General features: G+C 62.6%; 31 protein-coding genes and 1 tRNA gene. 17 read left to right on the top strand and 15 right to left on the bottom strand.

Translation table 11 applies throughout. The features are described from left to right. Positions 1-25: 25 nt before the first annotated feature. Complete coding sequence (locus FYC77_RS11335) at positions 26-1,420, bottom strand: 4Fe-4S ferredoxin N-terminal domain-containing protein (protein WP_149081621.1); 1,395 nt, start codon at positions 1,418-1,420, stop codon at positions 26-28. A gap of 757 nt (positions 1,421-2,177) precedes the next feature. After that, a tRNA-Ser gene (locus tag FYC77_RS11330) sits at positions 2,178-2,262 on the bottom strand. A 114-nt stretch (positions 2,263-2,376) separates the two neighbouring features. On the opposite strand from FYC77_RS11330, the gene FYC77_RS11325 reads away from it, so the two are divergent. Continuing rightward, on the top strand, positions 2,377-3,348 hold the full coding sequence (locus tag FYC77_RS11325; protein ID WP_149081620.1) for an AAA family ATPase: 972 nt from the start codon (positions 2,377-2,379) through the stop codon (positions 3,346-3,348). Positions 3,349-3,360: 12 nt separating this feature from the next. After that, complete coding sequence (locus tag FYC77_RS11320; protein WP_149081619.1) at positions 3,361-3,573, top strand: winged helix-turn-helix transcriptional regulator; 213 nt, start codon at positions 3,361-3,363, stop codon at positions 3,571-3,573. Positions 3,574-3,608: 35 nt separating this feature from the next. Here the strand turns inward: FYC77_RS11320 and ppc are convergent, their stop codons facing one another. The 3 genes from ppc to dpsA all read right to left on the bottom strand — a co-directional run bounded on the left by ppc (position 3,609) and on the right by dpsA (position 8,359). Continuing rightward, on the bottom strand, positions 3,609-6,299 hold the full coding sequence (ppc, locus tag FYC77_RS11315; RefSeq protein WP_149081618.1) for a phosphoenolpyruvate carboxylase: 2,691 nt from the start codon (positions 6,297-6,299) through the stop codon (positions 3,609-3,611). A 140-nt stretch (positions 6,300-6,439) separates the two neighbouring features. Then, the gene (locus FYC77_RS11310) at positions 6,440-7,633 is read right to left on the bottom strand and encodes a pyridoxal phosphate-dependent aminotransferase (protein ID WP_149081617.1); all 1,194 of its coding nucleotides are present in this window, start codon (positions 7,631-7,633) and stop codon (positions 6,440-6,442) included. 180 nt (positions 7,634-7,813) lie between these two features. After that, positions 7,814-8,359, bottom strand: coding sequence for a DNA starvation/stationary phase protection protein DpsA (gene dpsA / locus FYC77_RS11305; protein ID WP_149081616.1), 546 nt, complete (start codon positions 8,357-8,359; stop codon positions 7,814-7,816). 200 nt (positions 8,360-8,559) lie between these two features. On the opposite strand from dpsA, the gene cofD reads away from it, so the two are divergent. The 3 genes from cofD (at position 8,560) to FYC77_RS11290 (ending at position 10,914) form a co-directional block, all read left to right on the top strand. Next, positions 8,560-9,552, top strand: coding sequence for a 2-phospho-L-lactate transferase (cofD, locus tag FYC77_RS11300; protein ID WP_149081615.1), 993 nt, complete (start codon positions 8,560-8,562; stop codon positions 9,550-9,552). After that, the gene (locus tag FYC77_RS11295) at positions 9,552-10,304 is read left to right on the top strand and encodes a tRNA-dihydrouridine synthase (RefSeq protein WP_149081614.1); all 753 of its coding nucleotides are present in this window, start codon (positions 9,552-9,554) and stop codon (positions 10,302-10,304) included. Before cofD ends, FYC77_RS11295 begins: the two co-directional genes overlap by 1 nt. Before the next feature lie 286 nt (positions 10,305-10,590). Beyond that, on the top strand, positions 10,591-10,914 hold the full coding sequence (locus tag FYC77_RS11290; RefSeq protein WP_149081613.1) for a hypothetical protein: 324 nt from the start codon (positions 10,591-10,593) through the stop codon (positions 10,912-10,914). 291 nt (positions 10,915-11,205) lie between these two features. Here the strand turns inward: FYC77_RS11290 and FYC77_RS11285 are convergent, their stop codons facing one another. Beyond that, positions 11,206-13,110, bottom strand: a complete 1,905-nt coding sequence (locus FYC77_RS11285; RefSeq protein ID WP_149081612.1) for a DHH family phosphoesterase — start codon at positions 13,108-13,110, stop codon at positions 11,206-11,208. Positions 13,111-13,261: 151 nt separating this feature from the next. On the opposite strand from FYC77_RS11285, the gene FYC77_RS11280 reads away from it, so the two are divergent. The 3 genes from FYC77_RS11280 to FYC77_RS11270 all read left to right on the top strand — a co-directional run bounded on the left by FYC77_RS11280 (position 13,262) and on the right by FYC77_RS11270 (position 15,913). Beyond that, positions 13,262-13,759: a Mov34/MPN/PAD-1 family protein gene (locus FYC77_RS11280; RefSeq protein WP_149081611.1), complete on the top strand. Its 498-nt coding sequence runs from the start codon at positions 13,262-13,264 to the stop codon at positions 13,757-13,759. 79 nt (positions 13,760-13,838) lie between these two features. After that, positions 13,839-14,267 (top strand): adenylyltransferase/cytidyltransferase family protein, encoded by a 429-nt coding sequence (locus FYC77_RS11275; RefSeq protein WP_149081610.1) that lies wholly within the window; start codon positions 13,839-13,841, stop codon positions 14,265-14,267. A 275-nt stretch (positions 14,268-14,542) separates the two neighbouring features. Beyond that, positions 14,543-15,913, top strand: coding sequence for a YncE family protein (locus FYC77_RS11270; protein ID WP_149081609.1), 1,371 nt, complete (start codon positions 14,543-14,545; stop codon positions 15,911-15,913). 147 nt (positions 15,914-16,060) lie between these two features. On the opposite strand, the gene FYC77_RS20435 is transcribed toward FYC77_RS11270, so the two are convergent. Both FYC77_RS20435 and ilvD read right to left on the bottom strand, forming a co-directional pair. Further along, positions 16,061-16,225, bottom strand: a complete 165-nt coding sequence (locus tag FYC77_RS20435) for a hypothetical protein (RefSeq protein WP_202911811.1) — start codon at positions 16,223-16,225, stop codon at positions 16,061-16,063. A 136-nt stretch (positions 16,226-16,361) separates the two neighbouring features. Then, a complete protein-coding gene (gene ilvD, locus FYC77_RS11265; protein ID WP_149081608.1) occupies positions 16,362-18,083 on the bottom strand; it encodes a dihydroxy-acid dehydratase in 1,722 nt (573 codons plus the stop codon). 219 nt (positions 18,084-18,302) lie between these two features. On the opposite strand from ilvD, the gene FYC77_RS11260 reads away from it, so the two are divergent. Together FYC77_RS11260 and FYC77_RS11255 are read left to right on the top strand one after the other, a co-directional pair. Then, positions 18,303-18,632, top strand: a complete 330-nt coding sequence (locus FYC77_RS11260) for a hypothetical protein (protein ID WP_149081607.1) — start codon at positions 18,303-18,305, stop codon at positions 18,630-18,632. Between the two features lie 369 nt (positions 18,633-19,001). After that, positions 19,002-19,985, top strand: a complete 984-nt coding sequence (locus tag FYC77_RS11255; RefSeq protein ID WP_149081606.1) for a beta-ribofuranosylaminobenzene 5'-phosphate synthase family protein — start codon at positions 19,002-19,004, stop codon at positions 19,983-19,985. Between the two features lie 282 nt (positions 19,986-20,267). Here FYC77_RS11255 and FYC77_RS11250 read toward each other — a convergent pair whose 3' ends face one another. The 3 genes from FYC77_RS11250 to FYC77_RS20150 are packed head-to-tail and all read right to left on the bottom strand — an operon-like array spanning position 20,268 to position 21,585. Then, the gene (locus tag FYC77_RS11250; protein WP_149081605.1) at positions 20,268-21,299 is read right to left on the bottom strand and encodes a tyrosine-type recombinase/integrase; all 1,032 of its coding nucleotides are present in this window, start codon (positions 21,297-21,299) and stop codon (positions 20,268-20,270) included. Continuing rightward, entirely contained in the window at positions 21,296-21,418 is a 123-nt protein-coding gene (locus tag FYC77_RS20895; protein WP_274381031.1) for a hypothetical protein, read from the bottom strand. The genes FYC77_RS11250 and FYC77_RS20895 overlap by 4 nt, the downstream gene beginning before the upstream one ends. Then, positions 21,415-21,585 (bottom strand): hypothetical protein, encoded by a 171-nt coding sequence (locus FYC77_RS20150; RefSeq protein ID WP_162354511.1) that lies wholly within the window; start codon positions 21,583-21,585, stop codon positions 21,415-21,417. The genes FYC77_RS20895 and FYC77_RS20150 overlap by 4 nt, the downstream gene beginning before the upstream one ends. A gap of 613 nt (positions 21,586-22,198) precedes the next feature. Here FYC77_RS20150 and FYC77_RS11245 point away from each other — a divergent pair. Further along, positions 22,199-22,459, top strand: coding sequence for a helix-turn-helix domain-containing protein (locus tag FYC77_RS11245; RefSeq protein WP_149081604.1), 261 nt, complete (start codon positions 22,199-22,201; stop codon positions 22,457-22,459). 19 nt (positions 22,460-22,478) lie between these two features. Here the strand turns inward: FYC77_RS11245 and FYC77_RS11240 are convergent, their stop codons facing one another. Continuing rightward, positions 22,479-23,273 (bottom strand): hypothetical protein, encoded by a 795-nt coding sequence (locus FYC77_RS11240; RefSeq protein ID WP_149081603.1) that lies wholly within the window; start codon positions 23,271-23,273, stop codon positions 22,479-22,481. 349 nt (positions 23,274-23,622) lie between these two features. Between FYC77_RS11240 and FYC77_RS11235 the strand changes: the two genes are divergently transcribed. Beyond that, positions 23,623-24,069 carry a type IV pilin gene (locus FYC77_RS11235; RefSeq protein WP_149081602.1) on the top strand — a complete coding sequence of 149 codons (447 nt, stop codon included), beginning with the start codon at positions 23,623-23,625 and terminating at the stop codon, positions 24,067-24,069. Positions 24,070-24,103: 34 nt separating this feature from the next. Beyond that, positions 24,104-24,535 (top strand): type IV pilin, encoded by a 432-nt coding sequence (locus FYC77_RS11230; protein ID WP_149081601.1) that lies wholly within the window; start codon positions 24,104-24,106, stop codon positions 24,533-24,535. A 45-nt stretch (positions 24,536-24,580) separates the two neighbouring features. On the opposite strand, the gene FYC77_RS11225 is transcribed toward FYC77_RS11230, so the two are convergent. Then, positions 24,581-24,838, bottom strand: coding sequence for a DUF7386 family protein (locus FYC77_RS11225; protein WP_149081600.1), 258 nt, complete (start codon positions 24,836-24,838; stop codon positions 24,581-24,583). After that, entirely contained in the window at positions 24,835-25,056 is a 222-nt protein-coding gene (locus FYC77_RS11220; RefSeq protein WP_149081599.1) for a hypothetical protein, read from the bottom strand. The genes FYC77_RS11225 and FYC77_RS11220 overlap by 4 nt, the downstream gene beginning before the upstream one ends. A gap of 284 nt (positions 25,057-25,340) precedes the next feature. Here FYC77_RS11220 and FYC77_RS11215 point away from each other — a divergent pair, with 284 nt between their 5' ends. Both FYC77_RS11215 and FYC77_RS11210 read left to right on the top strand, forming a co-directional pair. Further along, the gene (locus FYC77_RS11215) at positions 25,341-25,616 is read left to right on the top strand and encodes a type II toxin-antitoxin system HicB family antitoxin (RefSeq protein ID WP_149081598.1); all 276 of its coding nucleotides are present in this window, start codon (positions 25,341-25,343) and stop codon (positions 25,614-25,616) included. 3 nt (positions 25,617-25,619) lie between these two features. Then, positions 25,620-25,865: a type II toxin-antitoxin system HicA family toxin gene (locus FYC77_RS11210; protein ID WP_149081597.1), complete on the top strand. Its 246-nt coding sequence runs from the start codon at positions 25,620-25,622 to the stop codon at positions 25,863-25,865. 20 nt (positions 25,866-25,885) lie between these two features. Here the strand turns inward: FYC77_RS11210 and FYC77_RS11205 are convergent, their stop codons facing one another. Beyond that, positions 25,886-26,071: a hypothetical protein gene (locus tag FYC77_RS11205; protein WP_149081596.1), complete on the bottom strand. Its 186-nt coding sequence runs from the start codon at positions 26,069-26,071 to the stop codon at positions 25,886-25,888. 192 nt (positions 26,072-26,263) lie between these two features. On the opposite strand from FYC77_RS11205, the gene FYC77_RS11200 reads away from it, so the two are divergent. Together FYC77_RS11200 and FYC77_RS11195 are read left to right on the top strand one after the other, a co-directional pair. Further along, positions 26,264-26,488: a hypothetical protein gene (locus FYC77_RS11200; RefSeq protein WP_149081595.1), complete on the top strand. Its 225-nt coding sequence runs from the start codon at positions 26,264-26,266 to the stop codon at positions 26,486-26,488. Further along, entirely contained in the window at positions 26,488-26,871 is a 384-nt protein-coding gene (locus tag FYC77_RS11195) for a hypothetical protein (protein ID WP_149081594.1), read from the top strand. The genes FYC77_RS11200 and FYC77_RS11195 overlap by 1 nt, the downstream gene beginning before the upstream one ends.

Here is a 26,871-nt window from a genome sequence, read left to right as displayed (position 1 = left end):
GCGTTGTCTCGAGTCCGACCCGAGACTACAACGACAGACCGTCGATGCCGCCGACGGTCTTCTCCTGTAAGACCTCGTTTCGATCGTCGACCATCCCGACGTCCTCGTAGGCGACGGGGCCCGGAACCTGTTCGGCGTTTTCGCCGGGCTCGTTGCCGAGATACGTGACGTTCGGGTTGGTGTTGTACTCCTCTAGAAGTTTGAACCGCGATCCTTCGTCGCCATACTCGCCCTCGATGAGTTCCAGCGCCTCTTCCTCGTCGAGGTCGGCCTCGTCGGCTTCCGTCTCGCCCTGAAGGATCTCGATCGCCTCCTGTAGCTCGTCGTCGTCGGGGTCGTTCTCGATGGCTCGAGCCAGCGGGACGTTGTCGAGGTACTGTCGCGGATCGCTCTCCGGGTCGTTCATGTCGCCGAACTGTATCGCTCCGGGCGGACAAGCGTCCTCACAGGCGGTCGTGCCGACCATCTCCTCGCCCATCTGCCCGTCCTGGCGAGCCGGGTCGAAGATACACTTCTCCATGACGCCGCGGGGTCCGCGGCTGCTGACGCGTCGGTCGCGCTGGTCGTAGACCATGTCCTCGTTGAGTTCGTCGTCCGGAACCGCCGGGTCGTCCCACTGGAAGTAGTTGACGCCGTACGGACAGGCGACCTGACAGTACCGGCAACCGATACAGACGTCGTAGTCGGTCAGCACCAGACCACCCGCTTCTCGCGTGTGGCGGGCGGTCGTCGGACAGACCTTCTCGCAGGGTGCGTCGGTGCAGTGCTGGCAGGGTCGAATGAGGTAGTTGAAATCGCGAACCGACTCCGCCTCCTCTGGCTCGGGTGACTCGACAGTGCCGTCGTCGAATGCGAGGATGTACATCCAGTTTGCCCCCTCGTCCCAGTTGTGCTCCTGGTGACAGGCGACGACACAGGAGAGACAGCCGTCACACGTCTCGAGGTCGAGTGCCATCCCCCACTGGACGCCGTCACCGTCTGCGTCTTCGTCCTCGTCTTCGTCCTGTGCAACGACGGGTGATTCGGGATCGTCGTCGCTCGCCGCTCCCCAGGCACCGAGCCCGAGGAATCCCGCGCCGGCACCCATCTTCTTCATCGTCTCTCGCCGAGACCGCTCGCCGAGGCCGAGCCGGTCGAGCGCGTCCTCGAGTCGTCCCTCCTCCCGGGCCGATTCGACTCGCTCCGCCATCGGCCGGCTGTCCTCGCCGAACTCCTCGAGGACGTCCTCGTGATACCGGTCGTAAAACTCCTCCTCGGTGAGTTCACCCTTCGTCAGCCGCATGGCGTCTTTCGCCATGGCCATCCCGAGTTCGGCGTCGTACTCACCCTCTTCAAGTAGCGCTTCGTAGTTCTCCTCGGCAGCCTCACCGAGGGGATGAAATGGCTCGTCTGCCGATTCGTCTATGTCGTCCGACGTCATGGGTTACGGACACCTCGGTGAATAGTTACTAGGTGACATGATCGCGGAGTAGTGGGTTCCCCAACCAGAGATATCACATTAAGAGACGGCCCTGCACACGACGGGTTGTGAGAGCGACCATCTTGCAGATATCGCTCACGGAAACTCGAAAGCAATCAATCGTCGGTTGAGGAAACGAGTTCGTCCGCTGCGGTAGGATTGGTTCCGCCGCCGGAACGTGTGTGCTCCGTGACGGCGTCGGTCTGGAACCGATTCACGAGCGAGTGTTACCCCTTCCACGGCTCGTCGCTACCCTCTGTGCGGAGCTGGTCCGATCGTCGGTCACGTCGGTGGTCGAGTCGATCCCTGCGTTGGCCTCCGCGATTTCCTCGACGATCGACTCGAGGGCGTCTAGTAGTGCTTTGGCAAGCCTGCACTGCAGGGGCGAATTCGGTGGTGTGGTTCGAGTCGACCCCGCAGTCGACGCTTGTCGAAGTCCTAGGGTTTCGTCGGTCGTCTGTCGGCCGCTCTCGATATCGGCGCACACATCGGAGCTGTCTCCCGCGACGAACTCGGTCGAGGGGAGGGCTCGATGCTACGCGCCGCTTATCGATTCGTTGCTCCAAAGCGCGAAGGGGAGATTTGAACAACGCCGAGACGTTCCGGGTCGTTCGCTCCGCTCACGTCCCAGGCTGTGACTCGTCGACTTCAAATCCCCGTCCCGCGTTCCAGCGAGACGGACGACTCACTACGTTCGTCGTGTTGTGTCGCTGAGAAGCGCCGAGAGGGAGATTTGAACTCCCGAGTCCGTGAGGACAGCAGATTTCGAATCTGCCGCCTTGGCCGGGCTAGGCTATCTCGGCTCACTTTCATCTACCCGGGAGACGTTTTTACCCGTTTCGATTTTTCTCCCTGCGTGTGAGGCGGTGACGTTCGAGGAGCGAAAACGATTTGACAGGAGCGGTGTACGTCCACCCATGGACGTTTCTCAGGCCAGCACCGAGTGTACGACCGTTCTCGAGGCGATCGGCGACGCTGTCATCTGTGAACAGGAGTTTCTCGAGGAGGTTCTCGTCGCGGTCGTCGGTCGGGGCCACGTTCTCCTCGAAGACGTTCCTGGCACTGGAAAGACGCTAACCGCACGAAGCGTCGCGGCCGCGCTCGGTCTCTCGTTCTCTCGTATCCAGTTTACGCCGGATTTGCTTCCCGCGGACGTCACCGGAACCCACGTCTTCAACGAGCGCGAACGATCGTTCGAGTTCAACGAGGGACCGATCTTCGCCAACATCGTCCTGGCCGACGAGATCAACCGCGCGCCGCCGAAGACCCAGGCAGCCCTACTCGAGGCAATGGAGGAGGGCCAGGTGACGACCGACGGCGAGACCCGCCAGCTTCCCGACCCCTTCTTCGTCATCGCGACGCAGAATCCCGTCGAACAGGAGGGGACATTTCCCCTTCCCGAGGCGCAGGTCGATCGCTTTCTCGTCAAAACCTCGATGGGGTACCCCGACGAGGACGGCGAGGTCGAACTCCTCCGACGACGCGCCGGTCGGGAGACGACCAGTCCCTCGATCGAGACCGTCCTCGACCCGATGCAGGTCGACCGACTCCGTCAGGTACCCGAATCCGTCCGCGTCGACGAGGACCTCCTCGAGTACGTGGCCGCGATCGCCCGGGAGACGCGCGTCGACGGCCGGGTGGAGGTCGGCGTCTCCCCGCGGGGGACCCAGCGGCTGTTCGAGGCGGCCCGAGCATACGCGACGATCGTCGGCCGCGAGTACGTCACGCCCGACGACATCAAACGTGTCGCCCACCCCGTCCTCGCCCACCGCCTCGTGCTCACGCCCGACGCGACCGTCAACAACGTCGACAGGGCGAGCGTGATCGACGGCGTCCTCGAGTCCGTGCCGGTCCCGACGGTAGAGACGGGAGAAGCTACGCCACGATAACGTCCGTGAGGGTTGTCGCACCCGCGAGCGACGCTCTCGACGCAACTCGAGGAACTCGTCGAGGCCGGCTACCTCGCGCGCGAGCAGTACGCCGAAATCCCGCCGCGGGCCGAGTACGATCTGACGCCGACCGGCGAGGAACTCTGCCGGCGACTCGAGGCGTTGCTCGAGTGGGCAGAACGCGAGCAGTCGGCGAATACTGTCCGATCGAACCAAGAAACGTAACGTTCGGTAAGCCGACTACCAGTTCGGGCGTGCGATCAGCCCGTGTTCTTCATCCCGGCGGCGATCCCCTTGACCGTCAGCCGGAGCGTCCGCTCCTCGATGTCGGTTCGGTGCGTGCGATCGAGCAGGTACGTCTGGAGAATATTCAGCGGGTCGACGTAGGGGTTTCGCCGCTCTAAGTTCTCCCCGAGCCAGTCACGGGTGTGAAGCTCGTCGCGTTGGCCGATCGTCTGGATCAGTTCGCTCGCCCGCTCGTACTCCCCGGAGACACGCGGGAAGAACCGCTCGCGCAGCTCGTCGTCGGCCAGGTCGGCGTACTGTTCGGCGATTTCGAGTTCGGTTCGAGAGAGCGACAGCGCCGCGTTGTCGAGTGTCGTCCGGAAGAACGGCCACTCGTCGTACATCTCCTGGAGGGTCTCGACCGAGCCGCCCTCCTCGAGGTAGGCGTCGATTCCGGTCGCGACGGCGTACCAGCCAGGGAGGATACACCGCGACTGGGTCCACGAGAACACCCACGGAATCGCCCGGAGGTCCTCGACCGTGCGCTCGCCGGAACGGGAGGCCGGCCGCGAGCCGAGATCGAGGTCCTCGATGACGGTGATCGGCGTCGCCTGCTCGAAGTACCGAACGAAGCCGTCGGTCTCGAGCAGGTTGCGGTACTCCTGGCGGGCGGCGTCCGCCATGGTTTCCATCGCGTCGACCCACTCCTCGCGAACCTCCTCTTCGGGCTGATCGATCGCGTACAGCCGCGAGCGAAGCTGTGCGTTCAACATCTGCTCGATGTTTCGCTCGGCGATTCGCGGATTGCCGTATTTCTCGGCGATCGCTTCGCCCTGTTCGGTGAACTTGACCTGACCGGTGACAGTCGAGTTCGGCAAGGCGAGAAGTGCCTCGTTCATCGGGCCGCCACCCCGCGAAATCGAGCCGCCGCGGCCGTGGAACAACCGCATCGTCACGTCGAAATCGTCACAGATCTCCGCCAGTCGGCGCTGGTTCTTGTACAGCGACCAGTTCGCCGCGAGAAAGCCGTTTTCCTTGTTCGAGTCGGAGTAGCCCAGCATGATCTCCTGGGTTCGTCCGCGTGCCTCGAGCGCCTGTGCGTACGCCTCGTTTTCGAACAGAGTCCCCATGATCCGGCGAGCACCCGAGAGGGCGTACTCGGTCTCGAGCAGCGGGACGATGTCGAGCCCGCAGTGTTCGGGAAGCGAGACGACGCCGGCCTGGTCGGCCAGAAACAGCACCTCGAGGACGTGACTCGGTTCGTCGGTCATCGAGATGCAGTAGGTGTCGATCGCCTCGACGCCGTACTCGGTCTGCCAGTCGCCGAGCTTGTCGAACAGCGTGAGGACGCGCGCCGACGCGTCGGAGAGATTTTCCGTTTCCGTCAGATCGACGATCGTCTCGTCTTGTAAGATCGCGTCGGTGAGGAACTCGACGCGTTCGTCCTCGGAGAGCGCGTGGTAGTCGATTTCCTCTCCCTCGAGTGTCTCTGCGATGGCGTCGGTGTGTTTTTGCTGATGTTCCCGGAGGTCCAAACTCGCAAGCGAGAAGCCGAAGGTGGCAACCTGCCGGCGGATCGGGTCGACGTGGGCGTCGGCGACGCTCTCGCCACTGTTGGCCCGCAGGCTGTTCGCGATGACCTCGAGGTCGTCGAGCAGTTCGTCGACAGTGTCGTAGCCGCCCGGTCGGACGTCGCCGACGCGTTCGATACGCTCGCGCATCAGCTTGAGCTTCTGTCGGTACGGCTCGCCCGGATACCGCTGTTCGGCGGTGCGGGCGCTTCCCGGGAGCCGTTTACGGTCCGCCTCGAGGGAGGCTTCGAACCCCTCGCCGGCGTCGATCCGGCTGCCGTCCTGGCTGAGGACGCCCGAGAGGCGTTTGAGCTGTTCGCGATAGCGTTCGAGGATGACCGATCGCTGCCGCTCGAGGGTGTTCGCGGTCACCTCGGGAGTCACGTACGGATTCCCGTCTCGGTCGCTTCCGGCCCACGACCGGAACTCGAACAGCTTCGGAATCTCGAGGGTGTCGTCGACTTCCTCGTCGATCGCCTCCGCGAGTTCGTCGTACACCTCACCGACGACGTCGAACAGTGTGTTCTCGAGATACCACTGGACGTTTCGTGCCTCGTCTTCGACCTCCGGCTGCCGGTTTCTGACCTGTGGCGTCTGCCAGAGACTCGTCACCTCGGCGTCGATATCCCGCCAGATCTGGCCTTGTTCTTTCTCCGTCAGTAGCTGTTCGTCCAGCCGTTCGAGCAGCGTCGAGATCCGCCGGAGCTTCGATTTTACCGTCTTCCGTCGAGCCTCGGTCGGATGCGCGGTAAACGTCGGCTCGATCAGAACGTCGTCGAGGACCCGTTCGACCGTCTCGGTATCGGCCTCCGCGAGTTCCTCGGCCGCGGTCTCGAGGCTATCCTCGAGGGTGTCCTCGTTGGACTCGGTCCGGATCGAGCGGACGCGTTCGCGTTCCTCTGCCAGATTGATCAACTCGAAATACGTCGTGAACGCACGGGAGACGATCCGTTGTTGATGGGGTGACAGTCCCTCGAGTTCCGCGATCAACGCTTCCCGAGAGTCGAGTTCTCCGGCACGATAATCGATCGCTTCCCGTCGACAGGTTTCGACCGTCTCGAACGCCTTGCGCGAAGTCTGCCCTTCGAGTACCTCGCCGAGTAACGCGCCGAGTTCGCGAACGTCCTGTCGCACACCCCTGTTGTGAAGTTGCATATCACGCCCATCGGATTCGACTGTAAAAAACCCCGGCTAACCGAAACGGCGATAATCATCGTTTTCCGTGACGATTACGCCCGAATTCGAGGTTTCATAACCACGGTTGTCGTGAGGATGTATCGACAGTTGATGAAATTTCACTCCAATCCGAGTTCCGTTTCGACCATCGATTCGATTCGATCGAGCCCCACCGCGAGTCGCTCGCGGTCGGCCGCGAAACTCAGCCGGAGGTAGCCCTCGCCACCGTCGCCGAAGGCCGTTCCGGGTGCCGTGACAACGTCGTACTTCGAGAGCAACCGTCGAGCGATCTCCGCGCTCGATCCCTCGAGTGCGCTCACGTCGACGAACGCGTAGAACGCGCCCTCGGGCCGGTCGGCGGAGACGTGTGGGATCGACTCGAGGCGATCGACGACGTAATCGCGCCGGTCACGAAACGCCGCTTTCATCTCGTCGATCGGCTCTTGTGGGCCGGTGAGCGCGGCGATCGCGGCGTGCTGGGCGGGCGTGTTGACACACGAAGTCGTGCTCTCGTGGATCGTCACGAGTTCGTCGACGACGTCCGCGGGACCGTGGAGCCAGCCGACGCGCCAGCCCGTCATGGCGTAGGTTTTCGAGAACGAGCCGATCGAGAGCACCCACTCGTCGTGGTCGGTCACGCTCGCGGCGGGCCGTGGCGTCTCGCCGTAGGTGAGTTCGCGATAGACTTCGTCGGCGAGGACGTACGCCCCGTGCTCGGCGGCGGCTGTCGCGATCCGGTCGATCGCCGTCTCGGGCATCAGCTTCCCGGTCGGGTTCGACGGCGACGTGACCACGACCGCCGCGGTGTCCGGGCCGATCGCCTCGACGACGCGGCCGGCGTCGGGCGCGAAGCCGTCCGTCGCGGCCATCGGAAGTTCGACGGGGACCGCGTCGGCGAGTCTGGTCTGAGAGATCGGGTTCGGCCACGTCGGCGTCGGAATGACGACCTCGTCGCCCGGATCGGCGACCGCGTGGATCGCGAGGTGAAGGGCCTCGACGCCGCCGTTCGTGACGATCAGTTCGGAGTCGGGATCGACCGCCGATCCGGTCTCCTGAGAGCGCTTTTCGGCCAGCGCGCGACGAAGCTCGAGGACGCCGGCGTTCGCCGTGTATCGCGTCTCGCCGCGTCTCGCCGCTTCGAACGCCGCCTCGACGACGTGTTCGGGGGTATCGAAGTCCGGCTCGCCGACCTCGAGGTGGACGAGGTCGCCGTCAGCCTCCGCCGCGAGGTCGAACATGACCCGGATCTGCTGTGGCTCGATTTCGGCGACGCGCCCGGAAATGCGTTCCCCGTGCGGGGGGCTCGAGTGCATCGATAGTCGGGTTCCGTCGCCAGCCGGAAAGCGTTTGCTGGAGCCGACAACGGGACGCGGGTCGGCCACGGACGCCGAGTTGCATTCACCACAGGTGGATCGGATTCGAGGACACGGTCCAGTCGACGGACGGGAAAAACGGCGTGTTGTCCGCGAAAAACGTCGCTGTCGGCAGTCGGGTTACTTCGTCGCTTCTTCGAGGACGAGGGTGTCGTCCTCGAGGTAGTGTTCGAAGTGGTGGCCGTCCTCCTCGAGGGTGACGAGGATCTCGCGGAGGATCTCGGCGGTCGCGTAATCACCGAGGTTGTCCGCGAGCTCGATGCTGTCGCGCATCGATTCGATGATGTCGCCGTACATCTCGAGATCGTTTTGGAACATCGTCCGGACGTCGTAGACGTCCTCGCCCTCGAACTCGACGGTCGCGCGTCGTTCCTGGTTGGTCGGTCCCGAGACGGGGACGCCACCGAGGGCCTGTGCGCGCTCGGCGATGACGTCCGCACCTTCCTCGACGTGTTCGTACGCCTCCTCTACGAACTCGTGAAGCGGGAGGAACTCGGCACCCTCGACGACCCAGTGGTGCTTTTTGAGTTGGTGGTACAGCACGTACGAGTTCGCCAGCTCCGTGTTCAACGCATCGACGATCTGTTCGGCCTTCTCCTGCTCGAGGCGAAGTTCGTTCTCCTCGACGACGTCAGCCGACTGTCGGACGGTTTTCTGGGTACTCATCGTACTTCGATTCTACTCCCGCGAACCACTTAAAGCCTTCCCCAGAACAAATCAATATTGCCAAATGGAAAAATTTAGTTTCCGGTCACCGATATTGATTTTGTTTGAGCCCCTCATCGAGACGTTCCGGTCGTGTTGGTGCGAAACCACGCTTTCGCATAGCGCAAGCGATTAAGTAGCCTCGCCCGAGAACTGTAGGCATGGTTACCTTCCTCTCCGGGGGCACCGGAACGCCGAAGCTGTTAGACGGGGCTGGTGCCGTGTTTTCGCCGGAGGAGACCACGATCATCGCCAACACGGGTGACGACATCGAACTCGGCGGACTGTTCGTCTCGCCCGACGTCGACACCCTGTTGTTCCAGGGTGGTGGTGTCCTCGACCGAGAGACGTGGTGGGGTATCGACGGTGATACCCACCGGACGAACGCGGCACTGATGGACCTCGCATCGGCAGGCAACCTTTCGACCGGTCCCCAGTACCTTCCGAAGGAAAAGCAAACGGACGGGCGTGAACTCGCGAACTGGCGGCGGTTTTCTGGGATCGGCGAGTTCATGACGATCGGCGATCGCGATCGCGCGATCCACATCACGCGCACGAGCCTGCTCGATCAGGGACACTCGTTGAGCGAGGCGACCCACCGACTCGCCGGCGCGTTCGGTCTCGAAGTCGATCTTCTCCCCATGAGCGACGACCCCGTCGCGAGCCTGATCCACACTGAAAACGGGATGATGCACTTCCAGGAGTACTGGATTGCCCACCGTGGCGAACGCGCCGTCGACACAGTCGAATTTCGGGGCTCGTCGTCCGCCGAACCCGCGCCGGGCGTCCTCGAGGCACTCGAGGACACGGTCGTGATCGGACCATCGAACCCCGTGACGAGTATCGGGCCGATGCTCGCGTTGCCTGGGTTCGCGGATGCGCTCGCACAGACGACGGTCGTCGCAGTCTCGCCGTTCCTCGGCGACGACGCGTTCTCCGGCCCGGCCGGACCGCTGATGGAAGCCGTCAACGCCGAGCCCAGCACCGCCGGGCTAGCGAGTGCCTACCCGTTCGCGGACGCCTTCGTCATCGACGAGACCGACGCGACCGAGTTCGACCGGCCCACGGTTCGAACGGATATTCGGATCGACTCCAGCGGGGACGCCAGACGCGTCGTTCGGGCCATCGACGACGCGATCGGACAGGTCGAGTGATGATTCGGATCGATCCACCGCTCGTGCTCTCGAGTCTGAGCGGCGAATCCGACGCCGACTGGGCGCGGGCTGGCGCTGCCTACGCCGGCGCGGCGTTTCTCGGCGGGATCGCGATCGACGACGACTCGAGAGCCGCTGCCCGAAAGCTCGTCGAACGCGAGAGGAACGAGTTCCTCCCGCCCGACCCGCTCGCCTTCGTCGACCGCGAACTCGCCGCGCTCGAGGACGTGCCGATCCAGCCGGCGTTCAACGTCCGGAGTGCGACGCCCGACCCGGTTGCTGAGGCGGCGCGCATCTGCCGGGACCGGGACGCGTTTCTCGAGATCAACGCCCACTGTCGCCAGGACGAGTTGTGCGCCGTCGGCTGTGGCGAGACGCTTCTGCGGGACGCCGACCGGCTTCGAACGTACGTGGAGACGGCGGCCGACACCGGCGCGAGGGTCGGCGTCAAGGTCCGGGCGGAGGTCCCCGGCGTCGACCTCCCGTCGCTCGTGGGCACTCTCGAGAGTGCCGGCGCGGCGTTCGTCCACGTCGACGCGATGGACTCCGAATCGGTGATCGAAGACGTCGCGGACGCGACGGGGCTGTTCGTCGTCGCGAACAACGGCGTCCGCGACGCCGAGACCGTCCGCGAGTACGTCGAGTACGGCGCGGACGCCGTCAGCGTTGGCCGACCGAGCGACGACGAGCGGGTGCTCGAGCGCGTCGGCCAGGCGGTCACCCAGCAGTTCCGGCCTACGACGAGGCGGTGAGGGTATCGTGGTACGGCGGTAGAGCCCGGATTCGCTCGATCAACCGTCGAACGGTGGTTCGCCAAGCCGACGTTCGATCGCCTCGACTCGAGTCGGGGAACGCGAGGAGACCGAGGACGAACAGGTTCCCGAAACAGACACACGGCACGTGTTCAACGCGAGAGCATGCTCTATCGGACGGTTTCTCGACGTGTGGAACTCACGGTGGGCGACGATTGTCGAGCGGGCTCGAGCGGGCTCGAGCGAGCACGAAAGGACTTTCCACCGAGGCCGCTTGCACACCGCTATGACCCTCGAGGAGCTAACCGAGGAGATCGAGGAATCGTATACGGATTTCGACGACGACCTTTCGGTCTCGCTGGACCGGGAGACCAGGAACGAACTCGCCGTCCTCGAGACGGCCCTCGAGCCCGAGGAGACGGACGAACTCGTTCGGCGGGCGATCCACATGCTGTTTCAGACGACAGTCGAGACGGGGAAGATGGATTTTCACCTGCGTTCGGGTTTCGACGTCACCTACGACGAGTATCTCTCGGGGATGACGTTCGACGAGATGACCGGCGCTGACCAGTATCCGACGATGGACGACGAGCGACGCTATCAATTTTAGCTGAATTGAGGCGCTAAGCTCCCTTCCTCAGCGAGCGCCGACCGAAAGAAAGGAGCGAGCAGGGAGGGGATACAGCGTTCACAAGAGAAGCTCTTGTGCAGCCCATCAGAAACGCTCGCGTTTCTGAGGACGTCCCCAGAAATCTGAGATTTCTGGTGTGCGAACGAGACATCGTCTCGTTAACGCCGCACGGTTCTCAAACACTCTACGGTTGCAGACCCACAAGCCCACGCAGTCGTAACGTTTTGTCCACGGCAGTGACGAACGACGCTCGAGTCACGTACGAATCAGTCAGTCGTCGATCGGCGCGGCACTCGAGAGCGCTTCGTCGATTTCGGCGTCCTCCATCTTCTCGACCAAAGCGTCGATCACTTCCTCGCGTTTGCCTTTGACGAACTTGATCGAGCCGACGACGAGGTGGCCGCCACCGGAGACGCCGCCGCCCGGCACTTCCTCCTCGAGTTCCGAGACCATCTGCGGGATATCCAGGCGGACGCCGTCACTGCGGAGGACGGCGAAGTCCGGCCCGTAGCCGACCGTGATCACGGGGTCGCCGGTCTCCTCGATCTTGCGGTCGTGGATCTCGCCGGTCGTCTTACCCGGCGCGGGGTAGGTAAAGCGGTGGGCGTAGTTCTCGACGTCGATCCGGTAGAGGTGCGCCCCGTTGTCGAGGTCTTCGTGTTCGACGTGGGGCATGGCGGCCTCGAGTTGCTCGTCGACTTCCTCGCGGCCGCGGTCGGCGAAGAAGGAGACGAGTTCGCGGTGGCGCTCGTCGTCGCCGTTGTCGATCTGGAGCAGGTCCTGGATGAGCTGGTCGCCGGAGTTGTATCGGAGCCAGAAGGCGGCGTAGTCGAGCGCCTCGCTGACGTCCTGTAGGCGCGTTTCGTCGTAGCCCTCCTCGGCGGCGAGTTCGAGATAGTCGTCCATCGCGTCGGCCTTCGAACGATCCGAGAGGCCGGCGACGGCGGGGATGTGCCGGAGTTCGTCCGTGATGTCGGGGTAGATCATTCGGGCGAGTTCGACACAACACATCCCCGTCGTGATCCGGTAGTCCTCGTCGTGGAGGTAGGGGTTGACGTGGGCGTCCAGCAGGTGCTCGACGGCCTCCGGGTCGGGGTGGTGGTGGTCGACGACGGCGATCGGGATGTCGTAGTGCGCCAGCGTCTCGTAGGCCGGGACGTCCTCGGCCGTCGAGCCGTTATCGAGCATCAACAGGAGGGGTAACTGTTGGCCGTGTTTCTCGCGGTCCTCGAGCGCGAAGTTCAGGTCGCGCGTGGCGTCTTCCATCTCGTAGAACGGCGCCTTCGCGGGCAGTCGCTTGATGAGGTGTCGCGGCGCGTCGGCGTCCTCGTGGACATCCGCGATGAACCGTTCCAGGGCGATCTGGACCGGAACCGCGGCGCACATGCCGTCGCCGTCGGCGTGATGGCGGACGCGGATGGGACGACCCTCGAGAACGGTTCGGCGGAGCAGTTTCGCGACCTCGCGGAGGTTCGGCCGGAGCTTCTCGAAGGCGGGCCAGTCGATCAGCGGGTCGACCTCGTGGGGTTCCGCGCGGGTATCGAGGGCCTCCTCGATCCGTTCGCGAGCCTCCTCGGCGTCCTCGCCCTCGAGCGTCGAGAGCCCGTCGACTTCGATCTGGACCGAGCCCTCGCGGTACTCGGGCGTCCCGGTAACGCGGATAACGTCGTCGATTTCGATCGACGGATACGCGCGGACGCCGGCCTCCTCGAAGGCGGCACAGGGAACGACGCCGTACTCGTCGGCGACGTGAAAGATCGTCGGCCCGCCCGTCTGTTTGACCTGGATGACGGTGCCTTCGAGGTGGATCTGTTCGCCGACGTTGGCCTCGAGGCGGTTCGTCCCCGTCAGGGAGTAGTCGTGGGAGACCGACTCGAGTTCGTACTCGTCGGTGTCGACGGGTTCGAACGCGATGTCGCCGTTGTCGCGGACGGCCTCGAGTTCGACGACGAGTTCGTCACCGACGCGGTAGGTGCCCTCGAGAACGGATTCGTGGACGAGACCGGAGACGGATTCGGAGAGGTCGACGAAGACGCCGTAGTCGACGACACCGTTGATTTCGGCCAGATAGGGTGTATCTTGCTCGACGTCGTCGGCGGTACAGTCAGCATCGAGATCGTAGACGACGGAACCCCCGTCGTCCTCGCCGAGTTCCTCGGCGGACTCACGTGTCATCTTGGTTTGGCGTTTGGTGGTGGCCGCGTATAACCCTTGCCAAGGAGTTTCCGCGGGTGCCCAGGGATGGTCCAGCGTCCCTCCGTCAGGGCTTGCGAGTACGAACCGGTGTATCGGAACGTTTAGCAACGGCAAGCCCACAGGTATGGATATGGGGCTGCTCGACGCGCTGTTTCGCTCGAACGAGATCCTCGGCATCGCCGAGGAGACCCTCGAGTTCGCTATCGAGTCCTCCGAGGCGACTCACCCGGCGGAGTACATGGGATTTCTCCGCGGGACCGAGGCGAGTCGGCTAGGACTCGACCGGGACGGGCTCATCATCACCGACATTCTGGTCGTGCCCGGCACCGAGGCCAACAGCGTTAGCGCGACGGTCAAGACGAGCCAGATTCCGAACGACGTGAAGGCGCTGGGGAGCATCCACTCCCATCCGAACGGCGTGATCAGACCCAGCGACGCCGACCTCGAGACGTTCGGCCGTGGAAGCGTTCACATCATCGTCGGCGCACCGTACAGACGAACCGATTGGAAGGCATTCGACTCACAGGGCCAGCCAACGAATCTGAACGTCCTCGACGTCGATCTCCCCGACAACGAGGAGTTCTTCGATTTCACCCAGGCAGACATCGACGAGGAGCTTCGCGGATGAACGGACAGACCACCGCAGCCGGACCAGAGGAGAGATTTGAGAAAGCTATGATTCGACGAACGAGTCGGACGAGAGACAGATGACGAGAACGGTCATCGCACAGGGAACGTTCGACATCATCCACCCCGGCCACGTCCACTATCTCGAGGAGGCCGCCGAGATGGGAGATCGACTCTACGTCATCGTATCGCGGACGACGAACGTCGATCACAAGGAGGCACCGATCTGTCCGGCAACCCAACGGCGGGACGTCGTGGCCGCTCTCGAGGCCGTCGACGAGGCCCTGTTGGGCCACCAGGAAGACATCTTCGCGCCGATCGAAGAGATCGATCCCGACGTGATCGCGCTCGGACACGACCAGTATCACGACGAATCCGCCATCGCTTCCGAACTCGAGCGTCGCGGTATCGACTGTGCGGTCGAGCGTGCGAGCGGGCGAGAGCCACGCGACGACGAGTTGCTCTCGACGCGGCTCATTATCGACCGGGTGCTCGACCGTCGCCGCTGACATCACCGACGAGTACTGTCGTGGACGTTCTCCACGAGAGAGGGAATCGTCTCTGGAACCCCGAAAAACGACGACGTAGAAAGCGGCAATATTCATCGTTTCTCCCGATATTTTCAACCGGCGATTGACGGGTGATTGGTGCTTCCGACGGATCTCTCGAGACCGGATCGAAACCGAAGTCAACAATTGCCGCTATCTCCCTCAAGTGCCAAATTTGCCGGAGAGACGGCCTGAAACCCGCAAACTTTTGAACCCGTAGACCCGAGTACGTCGGTATGAAGCCAGATCCAACTCGCAGAACATTCCTCGCGGGAAGTGCAGTTGCCGGCGCCATCGCAGTCGCCGGCTGTGCGGACGAAGAGGGCGACGTCGAGCCCCAGGACGACGACGCAAGCACGGACGACGACGGCAGTGACCAGGAAGAACAGACCGACGATGGAGACGACGAGCCAGCGGAGCCGGAGACGCTCCAGTACGAAATTTGGGCGCTCGATCAGGGCCAGGACAACATTCACTTCTATCAGCCAGGTGATGGTGACGACGAGTTCGATCGGACCGACACGCTCGACCTGAACGAGCTCGAGGGCGTCCCGGACGACGGGGTCGTTCCGCACATGATCGATTACACGTCGGATTACGAGTACGCCGCAGTCGCCTGTACCGGCGGGGCCCGCACGCTCGTCTTCCGAACCGACGATCACGAACTCGTCGGGAACATCGAGACTGGGCCGAGCTCGCATTTCGCCGGCTTCTCGCCCGACGACGAGTATATCCACGTCGACGTCATCGGCGCGGACAAGATCGTCCGCGTCGATGCCGACCTCGACGCCGAGGAGTTCGAGATCGTCGACGACATCGACCTTCGCGAGAACGACACGATCGTCGACGCCGGAATCGAGGAGGGTGCACCGATCTGTCACCAGTACGCCCCGGATGGACGATCGCTTCACACCGTCGGACCGAGCTACCACGACGGTGCGCTCGTTATCGTCGACCACGACGACTTCTCGGTCGATCGAGCCTACTCCGGCGAGACGCTTCCGACCAACTGCGGGACGATGCCCCACCCCACTGAGGAGAAGTTCTACCTCACTGCTGGTCTCCCCTCGAGTGACGGCGAGGGCGTCGGCGACTACTACGTCTACGACACGGCAGACGACGAGATCACCGTCGACGGCGCGAGCACCGCTGGCAACGACGCTCACGGCTTTTGGTTCACTCCCGACGGCGAGGAGCTGTGGGTCCTGAACCGCGAGACGAACGACGGCGTGGTCCTCGACCCCGAGACGGACGAGGTCATCGAAGAGATCGACGCCTACGGTCCGGACCAGTCCGACGACCCGGGCGAGCGCGACGCACCCGACATCATGTGGGCCTCGCCCGACGGGGAGTACATGTTCGTGACGCTTCGGGGCCCCGCCCCGCAGTCCGGTGACCCACACGCCGCAACCGGCGTGACCCCCGGGTTCTCCGTGCTGGACACCGAAACGCGGGACATCGTCGACGTCGTCGAGCCCGATCCGATCGACGACTACTCCGAAGACGAGATCGAGGACGACGACATTTCGACGCCCGACTTCCACGGTATCGGCGTCCGACCGCTGGACGACTTCGAGACCGGCATCCCAACCTCGCCCCCGTTCTAACCCGGAACAGACGCGAATTCGTCGGCTCCTTGAGGGCGGAATCATCACTCAGTGGGCGGGATCGTCGGACGACTCGCTTTTCCCCGCTTCAGTTCACGACCGGTCACCAGACCGGCGCGCAGATCGAAATCGAGAGGCGTCGGCTCACTAGCTGTGGGTCTCCTCGAATACGACGGGAGATGGGAGACGCAGCGACTCGACGGCGTGACCGGTTTCGACGAAATGTTCGATTGCCGCCTCCGACGCCTCTCGTTCGGTGAGGTCGCCGCTCGTACTGACCTGCCACCCACACTCGAGGCAGTACTTGTACATTCGTTCTACTCACTCTCGGTGATAGGTAGGGGAAAGGGTCGTGCAGGACATCGAAGGGAGGTCGTCACCTCCGTGGTGAACAGACGTTCGAAAACGAGAGCACAGCCACGAGCGACAGCTCTCGCCCGAAACGGTGCTACTCTCGAGTGGCTCCCGGGTTCGTCACGGCGCCGTTGGCCGCGGAGTCGAACGCCGTGCCGTATTTCGCTAACACGCCGGTGTCGTAGGCCGGCTCGGGTTCGTACTCCTCGAGTCGTGACTCGATCTCCTCGTCGGTCAGGTCGACGGAGAGCTCGAGTTCGTCGATGTCGATCGTGACGATGTCGCCGTCCTCGAGGGCGGCGATCGGGCCGCCGACGAAGGCCTCGGGGGCGACGTGGCCGATGGAGAATCCTCGAGTGGCTCCCGAGAAGCGGCCGTCGGTAAACAGTGCGACGTCTTCGGCGTGGCCCTGGCCGGCGACGGCGCTCGTGACGCCGAGCATCTCGCGCATGCCGGGTCCGCCGCGGGGGCCCTCGTTTCGAATACAGAGGACGTCGCCGGACTCGACGCGGCCCTCTTGGACGTAGGCCATCGCGTTCTCCTCGTCCTCGAAGACGCGGACAGGCCCCTCGTGGTGAAGGTGGTCCTCACCGGTGATCTTGATCACCGCGCCCTCGGGTGCGAGGTTACCCGTGAGGATGCGGATGGCGCCGCGCTCGTGGATGGGGGCGTCGACGGTGTGCAGGAACGCCGCGTCGACCTCCTCGATCTGTGGTGGGTCGACGCGCTCGAGCGCGTCGGCCATCGTCTCGCCCGTAACGGTTAACGCGTCGCCGTGGAGCAAGTCGGCCTCGAGGAGTTCCTGGAGGACGACGGGCACGCCGCCGACCTCGTGGAGGTCGTTCATCACCTTCTCGCCGCCGGGCTGGAGGTCGGCGATCTTCGGCGTTCGAGCGCTGATCTCGTTGAAGTCCTCGACGTCGAGGTCGACGCCGGCCTCCGCGGCCATCGCGAGGAGGTGAAGGACGGCGTTGGTCGAGCCGCCGACGGAGACCTGCAACGCGATGGCGTTCTCGAACGATTCCCGCGAGAGGAAATCGGAGGGACGCAGACCACTCTCGACCGCCTCGACCGCGATCGCGCCGCTTTCGCGGGCGATTTCGTAGCGGTCCTCGTCCTCCGCTGGCGGAGAAGCCGATCCGAGCGGTGCAAAGCCGATCGCCTCGGAGATCGACGACATCGTATTCGCCGTAAACATGCCACCGCAGGATCCGGCACCGGGACAGGCGTGGTGTTCCATCTCGCTGAGTTCACCCTCGCTCATCTCTCCCTGGGAGACGGCGCCGACGCCCTCGAAGACGTTCTGGATCGTGACCTCTCGCCCGTCGTGTTCGCCGGGCATGATCGAGCCGCCGTAGAGGAACACCGAGGGCAGGTCGGTTCGGATCGCGGCCATCATCATCCCGGGCATGTTCTTGTCACAGCCGCCGATCGTGACGAGCCCGTCCATGCGCTCGCCGAACGCAACCAGTTCCACGGAGTCGGCGATGACTTCGCGGGAGATTAGCGACGCTTTCATCCCCTCCGTTCCCATCGAGATCGCGTCGGAGATGGTGATCGTGCCGAACTCGATCGGCATGCCGCCGGCCTCGTCGACGCCCTCGAGCGCCGACGCGGCGACGTCGTCCAGGTGAACGTTACACGGCGTGATGTCGGCCGCGGGGTTGGCCACGCCGATCATCGGCGAGGAGAAGTCCTCGTCATCGAACCCCATCGCACGGAACATCGCTCGATGCGGGGCTTTCTCCGCACCCTGAGTCACCTCGTGGCTCGGCAACTGCTCGTCCTTTCCGTAGTCGAACTCGTCGCTGCTCATGGTCGGACCTTACGCCGGGACACTATAAGTCACCCTTTCCCGGTCGATCGCACCGCCGCGCCCGTATGGCGCGAACATGTTCGCCGATATCCGAAGGATGGTCGTCCATTCCGGAAACCAAGTCTATTGCGAAATTTATACATCAGCGGCTCTATTTCTCACGATCCTACCGTTTCTCGAGGAAGAAAGCTTATACTGTACCACCCGGCTCATCGAAGCATGGCACGCGACGATCCGGTACGCAGCCAGACAGCATCGAGCGAAGACGACCATCTACCCAATCTCGTGACCATCGTCGGTCGCGGCGTTCCCGCAGCGTTCGAGATCGCCGTCAACGGCGAAATCGAGATGGTTTCCCACGACCCACTCGAGGATGCGACGGTCGTCTCGAAACACGCCGCGGAAGGGACGATCGACGTGGGGGTGCGGCGGTTCAGATTCTCCGGACAGATGGCGAACGTCAACCTCGTCGACTGGAACGGCGTTCCCGCCCCCGAGTCTCCGAGCACGCCGACCGTCCACGTCGAGTACGGCGTTCCAGAACGATAGCTACGCACCACCGACCGACGCGTTCTCGATCCGACGACGGTCACCGAGCCAAATCGACTGCACGGTGTGTCGACACCCGAACGCGTCGAGAGCCGTCCGTACCGTCCGAGGACACCGGCACGTCGCATCTCGTTTCAGCGGAGTCGTCGTCCGGCCCGTTGCCCGTCAGTTTCGACGCGTCCGTAACCCGAACTGATACGGTTTACCGTCCGTGAGTGTCGGCGCACCAGCGACCCGTGAGGCGGGTGCGCCGGGAGGTCCGGATGGCATTCCGAACGAGTCGTCGCCGAGATATCGGGACAGCATTCCGCATCAGACGTTGCCAGCGTCGAAACCCCCTTCCCTCGAGCGACCCAATCGGCGAGAACGATGCCGACCGTCACCGTCTCTTCGGGGGCCCGCCTCCACGTCGGGTTTCAGAACCTCTCGCTCGCACGCCGTCGGCTGTACGGCGGCGTTGGTGTCTGCCTCGAGACACCGCGGGTGACCCTCGTCGCCAACTCCGCGGACGAAATCGTTGCACCCGACCCGCTCGTCCGCGAGTACGCACACCGAGCCGTCGAGTTGCTGGACGTTCCTGGCGTCGAAATCGTCCTCGAGGAACGCCTTCCGAGACACGTCGGCCTGGGAAGTGGCACCCAGCTCGCCCTCTCCGTCCTCGCGGGGACGGCCCGTGCCCACGGTCTCGAACCTCGGGTCCGCGACCACGCTCCTGCGATGGGCCGTGGTGGGCGAAGCGGCGTCGGCGTCGCGACGTTCGAAGCGGGCGGGTTCGTCGTCGACGCCGGCCACCCGACGGCACGCTTTACGACGGAGCCGCCGGCGGAAGGCGACTGGACGGTTCCGCCCGTCGTCTCGCGTCACGACCTCCCCGCAGAGTGGCGGTTTCTCGTCGTCGTTCCCGACGCCGAGCCGGGACGGAACGGCGACGACGAAGATCGAAGTATGCGAGCCGTCGTCGAGCGCGCCGATCCCGCGGTCGCCGACGAAATCGCGGGCGTCGTCACGCGGAAACTGCTTCCGGCCGCCGCGGAGGGTCGCCTCGAGGAGTTCGGCGAGGCGATCGCCGAGATCGGCCGCAAGAACGGTAGCTGGTACGCGGACGCACAGGGCGGCGTCTTCCGCCCCCCCGCCGGCGAACTCGTCGAGGCGCTCGAGCACTGTCGTGTCCTCTCGGGCGTCGGCCAGTCGTCGTGGGGGCCGGTCGTCTACGGCGTGACCGATCGGGACCACGCCGACGAGGCGGCCGCGGCGGCCGAGGACGCACTCGCTGATCGGGGACTCGAGGGCCGGGTCGTCGTCTCGGCCCCAGCTACCGACGGTGCGCGGATCCGGGTCGACGACCCCTCGTAAAACTCGGGGGATTTGGCGCCCATCTCCTCGAACAGCACCCTATTCGGTCGATGCGCTCCGGAAGTCGTGCTATTCCCGTCCCGAAATCACTGGCGTCGCTGACGCACCCACGAAAATCACACTACTGCATCAGATCCACCTTCGATAGAAGATATCTCTCTACACGGACCACTACCGTGACATATTACAATAAATTCAAGGGGAAATGGGGTCGGAGGGCGCACCTCTCCCGCGGAACGCGACACAACTGGGCATTCACTGGCCATTTTACGGCAGTCTGAGTTACGAATCATTGTCCTCAATGTCAAGTTTCAGAGTGACGTCTGCTCGCAGTTCCTCAAATTCCTCGTGCAAACCGGCCTTGTAGTAGTGGCGACGGATGGTTTCAGGCCGGGCGTTCACGCGCTTCGCGACGGTCTCGATGTCGAGCCCCTGTAGCAACTGCCAGGTGATCGAGCCAGTGCGGACGGCGTGCAGCGCCCGGCTACTCGGGCATTTGCTCGCGAAATTTCGGCGGGTGTAATCACACGTCTCGCGACGCTTGGAGTGCGGACACTGGGTGATCAAGCAGGGCTGGGTGCCCATATAGCTCCAGGCGCGAAACGTCGAGTTCGACGGTCGCCCCTGACGCGCACAAAACAGGGGCTCACGTCCCTTCTCGTCCCGTTTGTCGACCCTTTCTCTCGCGAGGTAGGTGTCGAGCGCGTCGACTACCTTCTCAGAGATCCCGACCACGCGCTCGCCTTGTTCTTTGTTCTTCAGGCGGGTGTACGGCGGTCGGTGACGAAACTCGAGTGTCTGCTCATCGGGGTTGTAGTCGCGGAGATCGAGCGCCCGAAGGCCGCTCATCCGACAGCCAACGTGCCAGGCGACTTCCAGAACGACGTGCTCCGGTCTCCCCTGCCACTTCCGTGACGATCGGTAGAAGTTGATCAGCCGCTCGGCGTCGTCGTGTGCGAGTTGCTGGTCGCTCGATTCCTCGGATCGAGTGAGCGTCGGGACGTTCACCTTGTCGGCTAGGTCGTCCTCGACGACGTCGATCGACTCGCAGTAGTCGAGCAGCTGCTTCAGCGCGACCATCGAACCGCGTAGGGTGGTCGGTGCGATGTCGGCCGCTTCCCGATCGGCTCGGAACTCGTCGATGTCCCAGCCGGTTAGCTCCGACATTTTGGTGATGTCGCGCTCCTCACAGAACTCGACGAACCGGGTAAGTCGGTTTTCGTAGGTGCGGAGCGTCCGGTCGGTGTTTTCGGCTTTTCGGCGCGAGAGGAACCGAGAACGGGCTTCTCGCGGTGAAAGGTCTCGGTTGCTCACTCCGAACCCTCCTCGAGCGCGTCGGCGATTCGTTCGAGATCGGCGGCGATAGCCTCGAGGCGTTCGGCCATTACGATCTCCGGTGGGTCCTCCGGGGTGTGGAACTCGTAACGTCTCATGCTTCACCACTGCCAGCCTCGAGATCGCGCTCGCGGGCCTGTTCGTACTCGACGGCGATCTTCGCCGCGCAGGATTCGCAGACGTACCCCTCGGGGGTGATCGTCTCGGCGTCACTGGAACAGGTCGGCGTATCGCAACTGCTGACGCGCGCGGACTCAGAACTCATCGACCCACCTCGCGGCTGTCAGTGGGCTGATTGTAAGCGGTACTCTTACCGTATCGAAGCGTGCATTCGTGCATGGTCTCAGTGTATGGGACCGCGGACTCACCGCGCGCGCCACTGTGTAGGAGCTGGGGCGCGTGCGGTTGTCGTCCGTCGGTGGTTCGTTACGTCTCTGTGCTACCCTCTTAGGTTCTGTCGTGCGGTTTCCGATTTTCCGATAGAATAGCGACTGCTGAATTACAGGCTCACTAACCAGTTTTCGGGCGCGTCGGTGATTTCCGATACTGTTTCCGTTACTTCTCGAGCCGCCCGTGGGCCATGGGCCGATCTCGATGCTATGCGGTCGAACGGGGACTTTATTTCCCCGCGGAATGCGTGTTTGCATGCTTCCGTACCTGAGTTACGGAGGCCAGGCGGGCCGGTGCCCCAAACACCGGGTCCGCGTTCTCTCGAGGACCCGGCCGGGTAGCGGCGGGTCCGTCTGGCTTCCGTTACCTCTACCAGGAACGTATGGGTATTAAATCTAATCCTATATGGTATCAGTTCCGATCCCAAATAGTATTGATCGCGGGTGTGTCACCTGCAGTTATGATGACGAAGTGTGACACCCAAGTGAATGCGCCCGCTGGTACCGTGGATGACTAAATCCGATCCCGCGATTCTCGAGTTCTTCGAGGAAGTGGGGATTGCAATGCCACCAGCAGTCGTCTCGTATAATCTTGATGGAGTATCCCACCCAACAGTGAAACGCCGACTTCCGATTCTGGTTGATCATGGTCTTCTCGAGAAAGTCGACACGAATCGAGGATATTACGAGATCACTGATAGGGGGCGATCCTATCTCGAGGGAGAACTCGAGGCGACGGACTTGGAATGAGACGAGTAATCCGACGGCTTCACCGAACTGTTCCGAGAGCGCGCGAAGCGTCGGCAGAAATAACGATGTCGTGTTTTTTCAACCTCACTCCCCCGCCAGCGACGTCGTTGATTAAGTCTGAGAGTGCAGATAGATAGGTCCGATTTCGGTTTTCTCTGATTGTGAGCGTCCGTTTTTCGTCGTGTTCTATCGCCCGGTTCTCGAGATATGCGTAAACGAACGTCTCGCGGACGTGCTCGGGAGCCTCATCGAGATACGCTGGCAACTCGAGGGGCTGTTCAGATTTTGGGCCGACAGGTGCGCCGAGGACTGAGAGCGTCCGGCCGAGGATAGTACCGTCTTCGACCGGGCAAACTTCGTCACCCCGATTCGCACGATCGTCGATGACCTCGTACTCGACGCCAGCCAACTCGAGAGCGTCGAAGACGTGTGAGTCTTCGCCACGGTGATTCAACGCAAAACTCGGCCGATAGTACTCCTCCGCGATCGAGCCACCGGAGAAGACGTTCGCGACGAGTGCGTTCAACCCGGCGAAAACAGGATCACCAAACGAACACTCGAGCCAGCCGTAGTCGAGAGCGACGTCGATCGCTCGAGCGGCATCGGGCATTCCGTCGCTGTCGATCCACGTTCGAATCCGATTCCGTGAGAGATCCAGTGCACTTGCGGTTGCGCTCGAGCCAGCGTCGTGTTTGCTCGCATACCGGGTCACCTCGCGGTACTCTTGGACGGCCGTCCAGGCGTCCTCATAGGAGCCGCCATCGTACGTCGCGGCGAGATCTTGGGGCGTCACCAATGGTTCTTGCCTGCTCATAGCACCACTTGAGACCCCACTTCAGTAAGGGATAACGGTTGAGGGCCACCGTATGGAAAATCGCAGGACGGCGTTGGTTCAATGGGGTGCTGTAACCCCTCTAGAAGGTCTTGATTATCAGTTCTGAAACCGATGTCGGACGGTTATTTTCCTCACCGAATATACTAACGACTAATTATATATACCAATGTTACACTGGTTGTTATCAGCACCAAAATCGACGGCAGGAAGGGCGCCGGGTGGATTATGCTTACCCCCAATCCCCGGGCGCAAGCCGACGTTCTACGTCGGCGCGCATAGGCTTTCCGGCTGTCGTGGGGTGCAATGGAAACGAAATCACACGATAACCATGGACGCAACAAAAATCCGCGACAAGTTGGTTGGTAGCAAAGACGAACGGGCAGTCTCCCCTGTCATTGGAGTGATCCTCATGGTGGCCATCACCGTTATTCTGGCCGCTGTGATCGCCGCGTTCGTACTCGACCTCGGTGGGAGTGTCGGGCAGGAAGCGCAGGCCGGTGTTTCAATCGATGTGGACGAGACGCAGGAGGAAATACAAGTCCAAGTGACCTCGCTGGGGAACGCTGACCACGTCAACCTGACGTCGAACGGCATTGGTGAGAGTAGTGAATGGGACACCGCAGATACGGATGAGCTGACCGTCGGTAACGTGACGACCCTTGAGTACGATGATGGTAATGGCGCCATTGATGACTCCGGAACGATCTCCGCCGTTGCAGTAATCAACGAGACGCAGACCGAGACGCAGGTCGCGTCCGAGGACTGGGAGTTCTAAACTAACCCCACATTCCGGTTTTTTATTTCACCAAATGATTAGCTTTCAGTATCGACACCGTGACCGGGCCGTATCGCCTGTGGTGGGTGTGATCCTCGTCGTTGCGATTACTGTGATCCTCGCGGCCATCGTCGCAGGGTTCGTCCTCGACTTCGGGAGCGACATCGAGGAAGAGGTGCAAGCAGGCGTTTCGATCACTGTCCAGCACGACCCGCAGTACATCGACGTCCAGATAACGACGCTCGGGAACGCCGACCACATCAACATCACCGGCGAACCGTACGATCACCTCAACAGCCCCGATCTCTCGCAGGACGACCTCCGCGAGCTCGAGGCCGGCGACAGCGTCCGCATCGCCGAGGATGATCTCGAGGATCCGGATGGTCAGCGAGGCACAATCGTCGCGATTGGCGTGGCCGGCGAGCAGGAAACCCTGATCACGAGCGAAGACTACGACTTTAGCTAATCCCTATTTGCGTTCTATCTGTTCAAAACTGTACTGAGAGTCGCGTTATCGCCACTTGCTAACGACTGAGGTCCGATACCGGAGACCGACAACGGACGTGTTGAATCGCTGGATCGTTTCAGGGTCCAGCTCGCCTCGAGCGTCGTCGAGATTTCGCTCGTGTTCGATCAGATTCTCTAACGCCGCGTCGATCACGACGGACATCGGCGGGTCGTCGTACTCGTCGGCGGCGACGATCTCGCTGGCGCGCTCGAGCTTTCGCTGTCGTTCGTCGGTGAGTTTGAGGCTGGTTCGTTTGGTCATGCGCCAGTCCCCGTTCGGTACCGATAGACGACTGCAACTGCAAGGATGAGAACCGGCGCAACAATTCCGGTCGTCGCGTAGACGGCCGTCGCGACCCACAGGACCGCCCAAACAACTGACGGAATAGCGGATCGGGTTCGCTGAATCGCCTGTTTCTCGAGTGCCGTACGCGTTTCAGTGTCGATCTCCGGTGTCTCAGTCGTGGTTTCGTAGCTCATGGTTTAAGCGAGTGTATGCACGGGGGGTCGGTTCGCGTCGCTCGCGGGTGAGCAACTGGTCGGTTCTTTAAATAAGGTGGTCGGGGTCCGTGGCGATCGGCGCGGAGGCCCGCCGGGTCGGCTCCGATTTGATGCACCTCGAACCGCAACCCAAGCCTCGAAGGTGCATACATCGAGGTCTCTGTATACATTCGCGAGCAACCCCGTGGGGTCGGGTTCGAGGACCGGGTTCCAGGTGTCTCAGCACGAACGCTTATGGTTGCATTCCCACTATTCCCACGTAGATGGCGAGTGCAACGCGCAACGACCGTACGGAGGGCGTAGAGTTCTACTACGAGAGCGACGGGAGTGTCACCGCCAAGGACCTCGAGACGGGACTCGCCCGCGGCGGCGAGACGCGCGCGGAGGCACTCGCTCAACTCGCCGAAGTTCTCGAGCTGCACGAGGGCGGCGGCGAGCCGATCGACGATCCCGACGAGTTTCTGCGAGACGAGTTCGACCTCGAGGCCGACGACCTCGCGGATGTCGACGAAGACGACCGGCCGGAGTTCATGCAGTAACGAATGGTTCGAACGACGTTCTCCGGTCGTGAGGTCGTCAAAGTGCTGACCTCGTTCGACTACGTTCCCGTTTCGCGCCGTGGGAGTCACGTTCGACTCCGATACGAACATCCCGAGACGGGCGAGGTTCGAAACGTGGACGTCCCACAACACCGTGAGATCAAAATCGGAACGCTCCGATCGATCGCCGATCAGTGCGGCGCAGACGATTTCTACGAGTGGTGTCGCTGGATCGACGAACACGCCTGAACCTTCTGTCGCACGCATCGTCACGTCTCGATCCCCTCGACGAGTTCGAGCGCCCATTCACCGTCACCGACGTAACGGATGTGAACGTGGTGTTCTCCCTCGAGTTTCCCGTTTTCGTCGAGTAGTCCCTCGAAACGGACGTCATCTTTCGGAAGCGTCACACCGACCGAATCCGGGTCCAACTGCCGGAGTTTGTTCAGTGCCATATCCGGCGGGCAACCCGCCTTGGTATAAAGGTTGGTGACCCTATGGATTCCCGATAGATCCCCGTTGTTTTCCCGACGTTTTCGTCAGACCGTGTGCGACGGCTGTTCGTTGCGCATGGCAACGAACAGACCACTTTCGACCGGTAGTAGTGATCGACTCGAAACCACCTCAGCGGCACAGACTCAGGACCGATGAACAGGCTATTCGCCGGAAACAAGCTGGTTCGAACGGCGCTGACGGTTATCGCGGCGCTGGCGGCCCTGAACTACGGGCTCGTCGAGTTCCTCGAGTACAACCTGCTCGCCGATCTCCTGAGCTTCGAATCGGGATCGACGGAGTATCAAGCATCCATCGCGGCCGTCACCGGATCGGCCGCTGTCACCCTCTACAACACCGTTTACGAGGTGATGGGCTGATGTCGGAGGGGTACGACATCGACCTCGAGATGTTGCTGATCATTCCGTTCTCCTGGGGAGCGGCCGCTTCGCTCGGAATGATCGACGACAACATTATCTGGTTCCTTGACGCGGGGTCGGTGATCTTCGAGCAGGGCAACGTCGAGCTGACCGTCGGCCGAATCGTTTCGCTGGCGTCGCTTCTGTTCGTGCTCGTCTCTCGAGACGCGAGCCTGAGCGATACGCGCGGGATCGACGTCTGGATCGTGTACGCGACGGTCGGGCTGATCGTCGCACCGCCGTTGTTCCCCGCGTTCGCGGATACGCTGGCACACCAACCGGCGGCGATGATCTCCTTCACCGTCCAGAGTACCGGATTCCTGCTGGTGAGCTACATCAACTAA

Source organism: Natrialba swarupiae, assembly GCF_008245225.1.
Taxonomy (GTDB): Archaea; Halobacteriota; Halobacteria; order Halobacteriales; family Natrialbaceae; genus Natrarchaeobius; species Natrarchaeobius swarupiae.
The sequence above is the reverse complement of the archived record's forward strand: the minus strand, read 5'-3'. Positions and strand labels throughout refer to the sequence as shown.